8 protein-coding genes are annotated in these 15896 nt (G+C 37.6%); 1 reads left to right on the top strand and 7 read right to left on the bottom strand.

Translation table 11 applies throughout. The features are described from left to right. Positions 1-347: 347 nt before the first annotated feature. The 7 genes from OOZ15_RS01865 to OOZ15_RS01835 all read right to left on the bottom strand — a co-directional run bounded on the left by OOZ15_RS01865 (position 348) and on the right by OOZ15_RS01835 (position 11965). On the bottom strand, positions 348-1388 hold the full coding sequence (locus tag OOZ15_RS01865; RefSeq protein ID WP_265954008.1) for a sialidase family protein: 1041 nt from the start codon (positions 1386-1388) through the stop codon (positions 348-350). 26 nt (positions 1389-1414) lie between these two features. Further along, on the bottom strand, positions 1415-2692 hold the full coding sequence (locus tag OOZ15_RS01860; RefSeq protein WP_265954007.1) for a glycoside hydrolase family 88 protein: 1278 nt from the start codon (positions 2690-2692) through the stop codon (positions 1415-1417). 401 nt (positions 2693-3093) lie between these two features. Beyond that, the gene (locus OOZ15_RS01855) at positions 3094-4770 is read right to left on the bottom strand and encodes a glycoside hydrolase family 43 protein (RefSeq protein ID WP_265954006.1); all 1677 of its coding nucleotides are present in this window, start codon (positions 4768-4770) and stop codon (positions 3094-3096) included. Positions 4771-4774: 4 nt separating this feature from the next. Further along, entirely contained in the window at positions 4775-5623 is an 849-nt protein-coding gene (locus tag OOZ15_RS01850) for an alpha/beta fold hydrolase (protein ID WP_265954005.1), read from the bottom strand. A gap of 146 nt (positions 5624-5769) precedes the next feature. Next, a complete protein-coding gene (locus OOZ15_RS01845; protein ID WP_265954004.1) occupies positions 5770-8559 on the bottom strand; it encodes an endo-acting ulvan lysase-like protein in 2790 nt (929 codons plus the stop codon). A gap of 290 nt (positions 8560-8849) precedes the next feature. Next, complete coding sequence (locus OOZ15_RS01840; protein ID WP_265954003.1) at positions 8850-11735, bottom strand: glycosyl hydrolase 115 family protein; 2886 nt, start codon at positions 11733-11735, stop codon at positions 8850-8852. A 5-nt stretch (positions 11736-11740) separates the two neighbouring features. After that, positions 11741-11965 (bottom strand): peptidase associated/transthyretin-like domain-containing protein, encoded by a 225-nt coding sequence (locus OOZ15_RS01835; RefSeq protein WP_265954002.1) that lies wholly within the window; start codon positions 11963-11965, stop codon positions 11741-11743. 529 nt (positions 11966-12494) lie between these two features. Between OOZ15_RS01835 and OOZ15_RS01830 the strand changes: the two genes are divergently transcribed. After that, entirely contained in the window at positions 12495-15737 is a 3243-nt protein-coding gene (locus OOZ15_RS01830; RefSeq protein WP_265954001.1) for a VCBS repeat-containing protein, read from the top strand. The last annotated feature ends 159 nt before the right edge of the window (positions 15738-15896 follow it).

The following is a 15896-nucleotide window of genomic DNA, read 5'->3' as shown; positions in this document are numbered from 1 at the left end:
CATTTTATGTGAAATCTGTATAGAGGCTAGCGGAGCGTACAGTTTATCTTACATAAGGTGTTTTGGTAGGTCTTCTATTTTTTTCACAGCAAAGCTGATCCCCAATAAAGATAGATCCGTCTATCATCATCAATAAAACATTGTGCGTCGATTATATGATAATTGGGGTATAAGGTACTTTTAATGAGTGGACTTTTGTCTTCTTTAGCATTATTGCATTTGATTCTCCTTGATACCATAACACTCCGGCATAAAGGATGAATCATTTTATCGTATAAAACCGTACCAATACTTCGCATTATAAATAAACAACTATAAGCAATCATACAAATCAGTTAAGTTTCTAACTACTTCATGATCTTTAATTTATAGTATTTTATTTTTTTACGGTCATATGTGTAGGTTATGTAAATCATTCCGTTTTCGGCCTGTATAATTGCAGGATAACTGTATTCTCCTTCCTCTTGGTTTTCCAAAATATAAATATCGTCCCAATTTCTTCCATCTTTGGAAAATGCCAGATGAAGCCGACTTCTTCCTTCCCACCAATTTTTTCCACTTGTCATCGGGTTATAAACCAGTAAATGGTTTCCGTCCTTCAACGTTATTGCATCGATGCCCGAATTCGGATTGGCTATATCTGTTTTTTTTAACTTAGTCCATGTCTTTCCCTCATCGGTACTTTCACTTTCCATAATCACATTCTGATCGCTTCGGATCAATGCTTTAATAGTTCCGTCGGCCAGTTTAATCAAGGTTGGTTGAATGGCCTTATACTCTGATTCGGGATCTACCGAAACTTTCTTCCATGTATAACCTTCATCAGAAGAAATTTCCATATGAACTCTCCAAATATTTCCATCCTCTGTACTCGAAGGACTAATTATTGTTCCATCATTAAGCTGTATTGGTTTATTTTTTATAGGTCCTAAAATAGAATCAGGAAGTTTTTTGGCTTCCGACCATGTTTTTCCATCATCTTCTGATGTTTTGTACATGCCCCACCACTCGCTCGGCGATGGGCCAACTTTGTAATATAGGAACAGGGCTCCGTTATTGTTTTTGAATAACACAGGGTTCCAGGTCGGATATCTAATGGAGTCATCAACAACTCCATTGGCAATTTCTTCAAGTTCTGACCATTTTTCCCCATTATAAACAGCACTATAAATGCTTACATCGGGATGCCGTTCATGAGTTCCGCCAAACCAGGCGGCCATTATATTCCCGTTATCCAATTCAACCAACGTAGAGGAATGACACTGTGAAAACGGTGCTTTTTGATAGACAAAGCCTTCATCGATAATTTTAACATCTACAGTAAGGTGTTGAGAATTTATTGACTGGAGGCCAACAATAAATAAGAAACCTATTAAAATTTTTTTCATGCTCAAAAATACAAAAAGATCAATAGCTATAGTCCGCTACTTGTTCTTGTATTATGTGCTGTGTCAATTACGGGAACTCCTTCCTGTAATTTCTTCAATCGTAACAAAGCTTCCAAATAATAATAATCCGCATAAATAATTGATGCGTCAATTTCACTTCCGTTTGGATAATGGCCTGTTGAATGAAGTAAAAATGCCGTATTCTTCTCTCTACTCTGGTATCGGGAGGAAGACAGTTCCCTAATCATTTTTTCTGCTGATTCCCTATAAAAATTACTTTTTTCAGTATCATCCAAATAATCAGAAAGCTCCAAAAGAGCTGATGCGGTAACAGCAGCTGCCGAAGCGTCTTTGGGTTCATTAGGAATATTAGAGACATTAAAATCCCAATACGGGATCATATCTTTCGGTAACCTTTTAAGGTAAACATCAGTAACCTTTTGGGCAAAATCAAGGAATTTTGGATCCTTGGTTTCCCTATACACCATAGTATAACCATAAATAGCCCAAGCTTGTCCCCTCGCCCACATACTATCATCACTATACCCCTGATGGGTTACTTTTTTAATTGGTTTACCTGTTAATGTATCATACACTACTACATGATAAGAGCTATAATCCTCCCTGAAATGGTTTTCCATAGTGGTTTGGGCATGGTTTACCGCCACATCATAAAGCGAATCCGTACCCCCGTTTTTTGAAGCCCAAAACAGCAATTCCAGATTAATCATATTATCCATGATGGTATTGTGTTGGGGCCATTCCATTCCGGGCACCTCACGGGGCCACGACAAAATAGTGCCTACATTCGGATTATACAGGGTTGCCAGGGTATCGGCTGTTCGTAAAACAATTTCTTTATATTCTTGCTCTTTCGTTAACTTATATCCATTTCCAAGACTGTTGAACACCTGAAAACCAAGATCATGATCTATAGCCGATTGGTTGGACAGGGGAATAAGGTAACGGCTATAACGGTCTGCTTCCTGTCTCCATTTTTCATCACCTGTATATTCATATAAATACCATAATATTCCCGGCCAAAAACCACTGGTCCAGTCTTTATAAGAAACATATTTCCACTCATTATTGTTTTCCCTAGTGATATTTCTCGGTAGCAATTCTCCTTCAGGGATAAGTTTAAGTGTCTGTGATGCCTGTGCTGTACAATAATTGATCGCCTCGTTTAAACTGAATGTAGGCTCCTCTTTAGCTAAATTTTCATTACTATTTTTTTGCTTGGACTTAAACTGGCACCCCAAAATTAGAATAGACAACAGAAAGAGATGGGTTATATACTTCATTTATTATGATTTTTTTTATTATGAACTCATCTTGACTTTTCCTAATTGGTTAAAAAAATGTTCTTTTTGCCCCATATTTGTCTTTTTCTCTCCACGTAGCTATAGCTATGCGGCTCAAAAAAGCCTTCATATGGAACAAAAATTATCATTTTTCACTTCAATCATAAAAGTCAAGATGAGTTCTATTCAAAGGATATACAAATACAATGTAATGTTAGAATATTTGGCTCTTAGAGAGGATAATTTATTGCTCTTAAACTATAAACTATTGCCCATAACGACTACCTTATTCAAAATCAATCAAATGACCATTCCTTATCTCCCTGACAACAAGTTAAAGTATTGTTAAAAAGACCTGGTTACCTTACGGGCGGCTTAGACAAGTCTTCAAAAAACATTAACTACTTACCAACCCTAAACCAATCAAAGTCAGCATAACCACCCATTCGTACATTATCTTCGCTCACAGAAAAAATTCCTATTTTGGCGCTGATCCACAAATCCTTTTGAGCTTTAAAAGTTTCTCCTATTTCTATAAATTCTTCCCCATCTTCACTAAAGCTGAAATGACAGGTTGCATCAGGCGCTTGTACCTCCATTCTTAAAACTACCTCATTGTTTTGTAATGGGAATTGCTGTATTACTTTCTCCGGTGTTCCGTTTATAGCATCAATACAGTTCACTTGTTTCACCCAATACTGTCCATCTTCATAAGCAATACCGATGTAGGCATAAGATTGTCCCATCATTAGTAACCCGGCAGTTTTTCCGGAAGTGTCCCATTCAATATTCAGTTTAACTTTTGTGGTTACTGTAAAATCGGGTGCAGGTAGCTTTTGAAGTAACAAATTGGGCATATCCCAAAGATTCGGTAATTCCTTTTTGCTCATGGCAAACAACCTCAAGTAATCCGTTCCCGGAATTTGGGCACTCCATTTCACTGATGGATTGGCATACCACTGCCACTGCAAACCGGGCTCACCATTATTAAACTCATCGCTTTCCCGGGGCATGTTCACAGGAAATTCCTTTCCTACATCTGGCTTTCGATGAGTCCTGACCGGTTCACCGACACCATTGCCATCCAGATCTTTGCCCATGATAGGCCATCCGTCTATCCATTTAACGGGATTCAAATGAAGTACCCGACCATATACTCCCTGATCCTGAAAATGTACAAACCAGGATTCATCGCTTTGGGTAGTCACCCAAGCCCCTTGATGTGGCCCGTTGATGCTTGTACTACCTTGCTCTAAAACAACCTTTCCTTCATACGGACCATAAATATTCTTCGATCTTAACACCAACTGCCAACCTTCTTCTACTCCCCCGGCAGGTGCAAAAATATAGTAAAAACCATCTTTTTTATACAATTTGGGGCCTTCTACCGTATGGTGGTTATCATGACCATCAAATATATGTTTTCCTTCATCTAATACTTTAGTCCCTTCTGCATTCATCCTTCTAACGGTCAACAAACTGTTTACTCCTGCCCTGCTCCCTGCCCAGGCATGAACGAGATAAGTATTCTCCCCATCCCAAATCGGGCATGGATCTATGATACCTTTCCCTTTCAGGATATGTATAGGTTCTGACCATTCTCCCGAAGGATCTTTAGCTTTCACCATAAAAACACCGTAATCAGGATCTCCCCAGTAAATGTAGAATTCACCATTATGGTGCCTCATAGATGGTGCCCATACTCCTTTGCTGTGTTGTGGGATATTAAAAACTTCTTCTGGAATTTGTTTGTTAACTGCATAATTGATAATGCTCCAATTCACCAGATCTTTTGAATGCAAAATAGGCAAACCGGGAGTGCAGTTAAAGCTACTGACAGTCATGAAAAAATCATTCCCCACCCTTATCACATCCGGGTCTGAATAATCTGCATAGAGGATTGGGTTTTTATAGGTTCCATCTTCCTGATCGGCTTGCCATACTTCTGATATATAGTTAGGTTGTCTGGGTAATGTATATGTTTTATTCTCAGAAACATCATCATGCTCTTTACACCCCCAAAATGTAATTATTGTTAAAAGAATCGCTATAATTCTTATGCCTGATCTTTCTTTCATCTACCTAATTATTTCTATTTTGACTATTTTTCTCCAAAAAAAGCAAAAGAGCTTTATTAAATGATTCAGGCTGTTCCATATTACTTATATGCCCGGCATCATTTAAATACGTTATATTAACCGATGAGAATAAATTGGCCAACTCCAGCATGGAATTTTGACTTTCCTTACAATCAGCCATCCCCATCAATATCAACAAAGGGACTTCCGGCTGTTTATCCATAAGTTTTTTCTTTACCGAGCTTCCCAACAACAACTTGGGGCCTATATGTCTTACCTGCCATCCGGACCAATCGCTAATCATTTCCTTAAGATCCGATTCTATCTGTTTTCCTTGGGAACCGGTGTTTTTTAGTAAGTAACTAAGCCATTCTTTTTTATAGGTATCCAATCCTTTATGATTTATTTCAACTATTTTTTTCCTTCTTTCAGCTATTTCCCCACTACTAAGAAGCACATTGGGTCCGGGGACTTCATATATAGCACCTCCTGTAACAGTAACCGAAAATAATCTTTCCGGATAAAGGGCCATAAAATCGGTCGCAACAAAGGCGCCCAGGGAAAGACCTACCAAATGAGCTTTATCTATTTTTAATGAATCCATTAAAGCCTTTAAGTCTTCTGCATGCAAATAATGACCTTCTTCTACAGGCATATCCGACTTTCCATATCCTCTCAAATCATAACGAATAGTCTGATATTTATCAGACAACTTTTTGAACTGTACATCCCACATTCGGTTATCCAGAGGATATCCATGTAATAGAATAACCGGTTCGCCACTCCCGACAATTTCATAATACAACCTCGCATCGCCTACATCAATTTTTCCTTTTTCTATTGATTTTTCCATGGAAGAATTATTTGCCTCCCCCTCATCTTTCTCCGTTTGTTTTTTCTGGAAATTACATGATCCGAAAAACATGGATAATAACAATACTACACACCAAGGTATTAAGATCCTTTGAGTATTATAATCAAATTTGAATGCTAAGTTTCTCAATTTTTTTCTATTATTTTAACGGGACCATAATCAAGTTTAGGGAGTTTAAAAGAGACTGTTTTAGCCCTTTTATTTGTTTTTCCCTTATAGGACCTCCCGTTTTTATCTATGAGTATTTTTTGTTTTCTAATATTATTTATTGGTAAGGTTAATATTACCGGGGCTTCAGAAGTCAAATATAATCCACCTTCCTGTTGAACCAATGCCGAAGTGCCATAATCTTTATTCATCTCCAACTTAAACACTCCCATTTGGATTGATTTTCCATTTCCGAGAAACAAGGAAAACCGATTGTTTTTATCCTCATAACTAACCACTCCATAAGTCCCTTTTATTATTATATCATGGTGCTGCATCTTTATATCAGCTTCTGATGAAGAGAAGATAAAGTCCTTTATTTCTGATTCATTGTTTACTTGTATCCCCACCCAATCGCTATTTCCAAAATAATCTACCGATCGGATATTGCTATCACCATTAAGCGCCGGTTCATAAATAGCTACAAAAGGCTTTTTCCAAGCTTCTCCTTCCTGCCGCACAACAAGGGTTGGAATAGGTTTGTCTGCCAATTCTTTTGATAATATACCATGCCGAAAAGCAGTAGATTTTGGAGAAAGTACAGAAAACAACTCACGGCCGGAACTTCCTTGCATCCACAAATTCATGGAAACACCCCTATCATCTGTATTTAAATTGAACTGTCCTTTAAAATCCCTATCATACTTTATTGATTTTTTATCCCACAAATAATCATAGGCCATAAGGTCTCCATCCCCAAAGGCCAGTTTATTGGTAGGTTGTAAATCCAAAGGCTCTCCTTCTTTGTCAACTATCCGAAGTTCCTGCCCTAGGTTATGATAAAAATATTCATGTTTGATATCATTTCCATCCTTTTGTTTGGAACGGAAAACATCAATATAATATCCTTCCTCTTCACCATGTTTAATGATTCCCATCACCCTTCGTTGGTTCGAATTGGTTTCCGGCTCTAAAAATTCAACATCTGAAAAAGTGATCCCTGGCACATTTCCTTCTTTTTTTCCACTTTTAGGATAAGATGTGACCACATTAAACGCATGATTACTTTTCATTTCAGGGTATTTGGATCTCCCATTCACGATTACGGTATTGTGTGCCGGGAATTGGGTGTAGTATTCGGCGTACTCTATTGAAAAATAACTCGACCCATGTCCCATTTCGGGAGCCAATGGAAGTCCTCTTCCATAAAGCTCCATGGCAATCCCGTTGGAATGCATGTGGTTCCCCTTCGATCCAATCTGACTGATCATCAATCCAGTATCTCCTTCTCCCTGCCGTTGTACTAACCAACTGGAATTGGTTGTATAAAACAATGGCGACGTAAAGCCTTCCAACTTACCTGCTTTAATATCTTCCCTTACTTTGAGAGGTCCTTCCGTAAAGAGGTCTTCAATATATTTTCCTTTAAATTCACCGGCATACACATTTTCGTCAAACAGGGTCTTGAGCAAACGGGTAAAAAGGATTTCATCTTCTTCTTTACCAAATTTTTTGGCGTTTTTGATCATATAAAGTACAGGTTCTGCTTGCAGCTTTCCGTAGTGTCCATCGCCAAAAGCCACCTTAAAGCCATTAGGATAAAGGTATTGAGTTGCCGAAAGTACTGCTTGGCGCAAGATCGGTAGTTCTTTGATCAAATCAATATCAAAAGTCCGATCATAAAATTCTGAAAAATGAATAAAATCCCTAAGCACCCCCAACGAATACCCCGGGCTTTCATTCCAAATGCCCTCAACTCCATAACCGTAGTCGATCAGTTTCTGCATGGACCACTGTCGGGTACTTGTCCGGTTCATAATTTGATCGAGGTAATATTGTGCCCCTTTTCTGTTTTCGTAGACCGAGTCATTTTCCAGCACCAGGGCAATGCGTGACACATGTCCTGCCTGAAAAAGGTTCCAGTTGTTAAAGCTGACCCCATTTTTGATCACCTGATCTGCCCACTTCTGCAGACTGGTGCTATATAGCGCAATCTTGTTAGGATGATTTGAAGAGAGATAACCGTGGAGAAAATCATAAGCCTGGGTTACTTTAGCAATATAATGCTCCTGAATCACTTCAAAAGAAGTTAACCCTACAAGTGTCTGATGATGTCCATGACTCAGGTCTATCGGCCCGGTACGGTAGTATAGCCCGGTTAGATAAGTGTCTAGTACTCCATAGGCCAGCTGCGCATAGGCATCTTCACCTGTGTACCAATACATAAAGGCTGCGTCTCTTGCAATGCCAAGGATATTCCTGTTGATAGACTCTACGATGCGGGCCGATGACGGGATGTCTGTCCATTCCCATTGCTTGTTATCCCTTCTTTGAAGGTATAACCCACGCTCGTCATCCATATAGGGCTTTATGTCTTTCAAACTTGGTGTAAAATAATTGGTGCGGTGGTCTCTGGTGCCCGGGAATCTTACCGTAGGTACAGGGGCTTCACCCTCTGCATGATGATATCTTCCTCCGTTGATATATACTTGGGTAGATTTGGTTTTCCAATACATCTGGAGCCGGGACAGCAACCAATCAGGTTCTTTCTCACAATAATCCAGATATTTTGCAAGCCGCTCTTCTGTTCGTTTTACATCCTTAGCAGCCCATTCTTTGTTTGCTACCAGTTTCTGTACAGCATCTCTGGACATATCACTTCCAAAACAACGTGGATGGACCTTTCCAACATCATTAGGGACAGGAAGTTGAGCATTTGCCGAAAACATTAAGCTTATACCAAAGAATATATAAATCAGTTTTTTCACTTATTTTCATCTCATGTTTTAGTTTTTAAAAGAGATACAAGCCTAAAAAATTCTATTATTACTTTTTAGGCTTTTCTGTATCTCTTATCTAACTAACTAATTAAACTAACTGTAATGAATGTTTTGGGACAATTTTGGTTGGTTATATTCTTAAACTTGTTTTGTATACAATTTTAAGGAGTTCATTTAAAATAGGACAGTAATTATTGTCCATATCCAATAAATCATGGCTCTTTTACAGAACTCGTTTAAACTTTTTCCAATGAGCTGCAAAATGATCTTTTCATCGTTTATTTAGTCTTTGATATATCCGGACCAATATATGAGTCTTTCAATCCACCCAAATCAATGATTATTTTCTGAACGATCATGCCAGGATCGATGGAAAATAGTTTTAGTGTATGTTTTCCGGGGGTATCAATAACAAACTTTGTTTTGTTAATTGCACTGTTTCGAATTACATTGCTTGCCCATTCTTCGGAGTACTCTCCCACATCATTGGATTGGGTGATTGCCGCCATATCATCAACTTGAATGCCATATCGCGTACTGTGTGACCTGTCCTTAGCAAACAACGGCAGCATATAGGTGTAAATGGTTACTTCGCCCGCTTTATCTGCATAAAAGTCATAAGCCACATAGGAATTTTTGCCCGAGTCGTATTTGGCATTTCCCAATTGAAGCGAGGCATTGGAATACCCTAAACCTTTGATCGCGGTAAATTTGATATCCCCATTTTCTTTTTTCCTATGGAACTTTGTTGGATTGATACTTATCACTTCATTATTTTCAATGTAAAGTGAATTATCACCCACTTGAGGGGCAATAGCTGAAATTTCAATGCGTTTTGTTTGTTTTCCATCCGTAACAAGGATTTTGCCTTTTGCTGTTTCTGTTGACACTATTTTATTCCAATCAATGCTTACCTGAATCCGTTGCTGTGTATCAGTAGTGCCTTCCATCCTATCCAATTTGATCCAATCTTCAGAAGGAGTGGCTTTCCATGTAAAAGGCAACGCTCCTCTATTGTAAATTTCAAAAAAATGGGACTTATCAAAGTATTTGTTAAACTGTGGCAGTTGATAAGTTTGTAAAGAATCGTGTGCTTGATTTTCAATAAAAAGACCCATTTCAGGTTTTTGAGATAATTTTATTTGCTGTGTAGGAGGCAATTGAGGCGTGGGTAAAAACCCCGGAGCTGTCATCATCCCTTCCCATTTTCCATTCAACTGATTGTTATACTTTGTCGTAATAAGGGCTATACTGTCATGATATGATTGAACCTTTTGTACTAAAGTGTTGGTCATTGCCCTGCCTTGTTTGGCGTACCATCTGTTCTTTTGCGCAATCAACATTTTATGGTTGTAAAGTGAAGCTCCTTTTACCGGATAATAGACCAACTCGAAAAAAGCAGCTTTCAGTTCTTCCGGTAATTGATTTAAAATTGCCTCTGCTTTGTTTGCTATCTCGGTATATTCGTTTAGCCTGTTTTCAGCTTCGTTATAGTTAACGAATGAAAATTCGGTATCTTTTATCTTTGGGTGTTGAAACAAACTATTCCATTTCCAGTCCCAACTCATATATTCCGGTTTACGGGTAAAACTGTGGAAGTAATATCTGTCAAAAATACGGGCAAGCTCTTTTTTATGTTTTTCACCAAAAATGGATGACAGTTGATCGACCTGGTACCGGCTGGCATTTTCAAAGTTGAATGCATCAATATTCCATGCCATGTCCAGAAACATTTGCATTCCCATTTCACCGGGTTTGATGTCGCCCACATTCAAAAGCCAATATTGTTTGGCACCTAGGGTATAGGCTTTTTGCATTTCGGCATACATTAGGGCAGGGTTGGTGGTGTTCAACCATAGGTAATCGTTGGGCCACCCAAGGTATGATTCATGATAGTACACTCCTGCCCCTCCCGACCGTTTTTGTTCTTCTGTGTTGCTTAATTTTTTAATGTACCCATAGTTGTCATCGGGCCAAACGATGGTTATATCATTGGGCAGCTCCATACCGCTTTCATAAATACCCAAGACCTCTTTATAAGGCACGAATACCTGTGGAATTTCATGGGCAGGTTCTTTAATATATTTGGTTAGGATCCCTCTTTCTTCATCTATGACTTGTTCCAAAACATTGGCTTTTGTGTATCCTTCAGGTACATCACTCATCCCTGAATCGTGAATACCACGCATTCCTACGGTGTAAATGTTCTCATAAGGTGCTGCTTCTGAAACCCTTTTATCCAATACAGCAAGTACACCTTCTTTATTACGGACATAATCCCAATCTCCATTAATGTCATGGTGCCACTCCGTTGTATTGTTATAAAGCAATGGTTCGGCATGGCTACTGGTCATCATGATTGCATATTTGTCGGCAACGACCTTGTTCTCAGGATATTTAAAAAATGCTCCTGTAACTTCATGCATTGCGGGTGCAAGCATGTTGCCTTTTAAGCGCAACAGTAGTTCAAAAACCTTTGCGTAGGTTTTTGGACCTATATCGTTTATTTCCGGATCCATTAATTTTGAAGCCCAGGGTTTTAATCCCCAATCTTCATCATTGAGAAAGATTCCCCTGTATTTTACGGTAGGCTCTTTGGAAACAAAATCAACCGCATTGATCTTAAGCTCTTTTCTTTTCACAGCAGGTACATCTGCCCACCAGTACCAGGGTGAAACACCAATTGCTTTCGATAGGTCAAAAATACCGTAGACCGTACCTCGCCTATCGCTCCCAACGATCACCAAAGCTTCATCAACATTTGGTAAGGGTTCTTTTATGGTTTTGTATAAATATTTTTCCCAACTACCTTTTAAGCCATCAACACTTAATTTTCCTTTTTTTACCAATCTATCTATTATTTTACTGGAACCTATGGTGCCAACAATAATCGCTGTTTTGGATTTTGGTTTTTCTGTTGAAACTTTTGGTTTCTCGCCTGTAACCCGTTCTACATCTTCGGCCAATAGTTTGGATGCAATATGGACGACCTCAAAATCTGAGGAATCGTAATAAATGGTGGTCGTATTATTGGCCTCTACTAGAGTAAATGTCTCTTTGGCGTTGTCAGCAGCATTGACCAAACTTATTTGTGCTTGTACATTGGACAGTCCAAAAGTAAATAAGAATAGGGCTATTGCCACTTTATAAATATTATATATCATCGTGTTTATTTTTTTCTGTTTATCCATGGGAGTCCTTCAGAAGTTCCCTTCACTATTACTGTTGCTCCCGGCAGTGGTTGATTGTCTGTCTCAGAAACACAGTTCCCTTGACAATAAAACCTTGGTGTAGGATCAATAAATAATCCAGAGCCGGCATACATAAAAGTGATGCCTCCTCCCCAGCATGAGAATAACAAAAGAATCCTCTTTTTAATTAAAAAGTGTCTCATAAAATAATGTTTAATTAGGTTAGTTTACTCCCATAATTGTAAAAGACATATCATTGATAGCAACCAATGATTTCTACCTTACAATTGTATTAAGAAAATCGTTTTCGGGAGTATAAATTATAGTTCTATTTTGATAAATTATGACCTACTTTTACCGTCAATATGATAATTTTTAAGCCTTTACTCATTATTGATTTCTTTCTCCTCTATGGTTGGCGTCCACGCGTTACGGCCGGCCCTGCTTAGGACAGTCTACAGAAGTAAGCGATGGGATAAGGTCAGGATGTTAATATTAAAAGCTGCATAAAGTGAAATCTGTCGTAGACCCCGATATTGGATAGCTTAAAGAAATACACTATTTTGTGTACTTCACAAAATGAATTTTAAAATGATGAACACGACAGCAAGACGATTTTTTTCATCTACAATTATTTTTTGCAGTTTTATTATTTTTTTTAGCTGCGATACATTTTCCACCAAACAGTTTGAAAAAATAACATCAGAACATTCCGGTATTCATTTTAAAAACATGATAGAATATACCGATTCTTTAAATGCTATAGTAGAACCCAATATATATAATGGAGGAGGAGTAGGCATTGGAGATTTTAATAACGATGGTTTACAAGATATTTATTTTACCGGCAACTTTGTAAACAATAAACTCTATTTAAACAAAGGTGATTTTATTTTTGAAGATATTTCAGAAAAAGCCGGTGTAGCTGCATCCGGTAGATTTTGTAGAGGCGTTACCGTTTTAGATATTAACAACGATGGTTGGATGGATATTTATGTCTCGGCTACAATTTTTAAAAAATCAGCGCTTCGTAAAAATTTACTCTACATCAATAAAGGGTTAGATGAAAATAACATACCCGTTTTTCGAGAACAAGCAGCGGCCTATGGGTTAGATGATGATGCACACACAACAATGGCTTATTTTTTTGATTATGATAAAGATGGTGATTTAGATGTTTATTTACTGAACAATGAAATTGTTCCTGGAGAGCAGCCCGGTACGTATCGTGAAACCAATACTCAAAAAGAACACCCTAATACCGACAAACTATTGGAAAATAATTGGAACAAAGAATCGGGACATCCGGTTTTTACCAATGTTTCTCAAAAATCGGGGATTACCTTTTCGGGTTTTGGACATTCTGCTAGTATTACCGATATCAATCATGATGGCTGGGACGACATTTATGTGAGCAATGATTTTACACCCGACAATGCGCTTTACATCAACCAACAAAATGGAACGTTTAAGAATGAGACGAAAACCTATTTTAAACATACAGCAGAAAATGCAATGGGTAATGATATTATAGACATTAATAATGACGGATTAGATGATATAGTGGAACTAGATATGATGCCGGAAGATAATTACCGAAGAAAAACTATGCAGTCTAATAAAACATACGATACTTATCAATTAGCATTAAAATTAGACTATCAGGTAAAATATCCTCATAATGCTTTTCAATTAAACATGGGAAATATCCCAACTATAAAACGACCCGCATTTTCAGAAATTGGGTATTTGTCTGGAATTGCCGAGACCGATTGGAGTTGGTCCCCCATCGTAGCTGATTTTGACCATGACGGATATAGGGATATTTATATTACCAATGGGTATCCTAAAGATATTACCAATGGGGATTTTATTTCTTTTAGGGAAAATGCACAAACACAATTGGATGACAAAGAAATCTTAGAGCATGCCCCAATAGTAAAAACCCCCAATTATATGTACCATAATCAAAAAGGATATACTTTTAAAGAAACCACCAAAGATTGGGGACTGGATATTCCTTCCTTTTCCAATGGCGGGGCTTATGTAGATTTGGATAATGACGGAGACTTGGACTTGGTGGTGAACAATATTAATATGGAAGCGTTATTATTTAAAAATAATAATGAAAAAATACAGGGTGTAAACAATCATTTAAAAATTAAATTAAAAGGAAAAAATCCAAATATTGCTGCATTGGGCGCTAAAGTTTCTATTTATTATGGGGATAAATTTCAAACCTATCGTTCTTATCCGTTTAGGGGATATTCGTCTACCGTAGATTCACGCATTCATTTTGGTTTACCGAAACTAGAAATAATAGACTCTGTAGTAGTAAGTTGGCACTCTAATTTAACATCTGTTTTGTACGATGTGCAGCCTAATCAGATGTTGACAATTGACATACAAAACGGGAAGAATACTTCCACAAAACCGGAAAAAGAAAAAGTCCAACCACTTTTCACTGATGCTACTAAAGATATAAATATTGATTATAAGCCACAAAGCTATATCTTTTCAGATTTTGATCTGCAAAACTTATTGCCCCATAAATTATCAGAATTGGGTCCCATAATAACTGCCGGGGACATAAATCAGGATGGTAGGGAAGATTTTGTCGTGGGGGGACAAATGTCTTTGAATGGTTATGTTTTTTTCCAACAGGAAAACGGGAAATTTACAGGTGTTCCGCTTCCCAAATCTGAAAATTTACCTCACCCTATCCATAGCGACCTTGTTTTAAAAGATTTAGACAATGATGGCGACTTGGATATTTATGCTGTTTCCGGCGGAAATCATCATCCGGATCGTTCAAAAATTTACCAGGATATTGTTTATTTAAACGATGGAGCCGGTAATTTTACGCCCAATTATCAAAGCGCACCCAAAAATTTAGTCAGTAAATCTTGTGCAAAAACAATTGATTTTAATAAAGACGGTAAATTAGACATTGTAGTGGGAGGACAGGTTCGTGCCTGGCTGTATCCGCTACCCGTTTCTTCATTTCTATATGAGAATACCTCAGAAAAAGATTCTCTTATATTAAAGGATGTTTCGCAAAAGCAAGCTCCGGATTTTAAAAATTTAGGTTTAGTTACCGATATTTTACCCATAGATTTTGATAACGACGGCTGGGAAGACTTAATTTTTGTAGGCGAGTGGATGCCCATAACTTTTTTTAAGAATCAAAATGGTAAGTTTGTAAACGTTACCAACCAAACCAATCTTGCTGAAATAAGCGGTTGGTGGCGAACGGTATCAACAGGGGATTTTAATCAAGATGGCTTGCCGGATCTGGTATTGGGAAATTTTGGTTTAAATACTTTTTATAAAGCAGACCCAACGCACCCTATTTCTATCTATGTAAATGATTTTGATAAAAATGAAAGTATAGATCCCATCATTACCCGATATGTCCTAAATCAACGAAACGATAAAAAATCGGAATATTTAGAGTTTCCGGTTCACAACAAAGGTTTAATAATGAAACGTTTGCCCTATTTAAAAAAAGAATTACTTTATTATGAAGATTATGCCCATGCTACCATTCAAGATATTTTTCCTGAAAAGCAATTGAAGCAAAGTTATAAAATGACAGTAAACTATTTGGCTTCAGCGGTTGCTATTAACTTAGGAAACAATCAATTTAAATTAGTAGAACTGCCGTTGGAAGCACAAATGTCTACAGTAAATAAAATTTGGGTAGAAGATTTAGATCAGGATGGTTATCAGGATATTTTATGCCTTACCAATGATTTTGGTATAGAAACCAGTGTGGGGCAATTAGACGCCTTAAATGGACTATTTTTAAAAGGTGATGGAAAAGGTGATTTTACGACCATAAAATTAGAAAAAAGTGGATTCTATGTTCCCGGGGCATCTAACTCCATGATAAAGTTAAAGTCTGTTACCGGTGAGAATTTATTTATCGTTTCTCAATACGATAACGAACTAAAAGTATTTAAAAGTGAGTGACTAGTGGATTATAATCCGGGAGATATAAATTGATTCCGAATCCTTGGTTTGCGGTATGTATAAACATATCGGTATACTATCTATTCATTACAGTTAGTGAATCTATTATTCATCTGGGATACATGGGCGAGATGACAAGTTTTCATCGCCAGAAATTAA

This window comes from Galbibacter kalidii, assembly GCF_026241135.1.
Lineage (GTDB): Bacteria > Bacteroidota > Bacteroidia > Flavobacteriales > Flavobacteriaceae > Galbibacter.
Note: the sequence above shows the minus strand (reverse complement) of the source record. Positions and strands in the feature narration are given on the sequence as shown.

Excerpts from the sequence above, each read along its gene's own strand:
- OOZ15_RS01850 (WP_265954005.1), bottom strand. The coding sequence starts at position 5,623 with ATGGAAAAATCAATAGAAAAAGGAAAAATTGATGTAGGCGATGCGAGG.
- OOZ15_RS01855 (WP_265954006.1), bottom strand. The coding sequence starts at position 4,770 with ATGAAAGAAAGATCAGGCATAAGAATTATAGCGATTCTTTTAACAATA.
- OOZ15_RS01860 (WP_265954007.1), bottom strand. The coding sequence starts at position 2,692 with ATGAAGTATATAACCCATCTCTTTCTGTTGTCTATTCTAATTTTGGGG.
- OOZ15_RS01865 (WP_265954008.1), bottom strand. The coding sequence starts at position 1,388 with ATGAAAAAAATTTTAATAGGTTTCTTATTTATTGTTGGCCTCCAGTCA.
- OOZ15_RS01830 (WP_265954001.1), top strand. The coding sequence starts at position 12,495 with ATGATAGAATATACCGATTCTTTAAATGCTATAGTAGAACCCAATATA.
- OOZ15_RS01835 (WP_265954002.1), bottom strand. The coding sequence starts at position 11,965 with ATGAGACACTTTTTAATTAAAAAGAGGATTCTTTTGTTATTCTCATGC.
- OOZ15_RS01840 (WP_265954003.1), bottom strand. The coding sequence starts at position 11,735 with ATGATATATAATATTTATAAAGTGGCAATAGCCCTATTCTTATTTACT.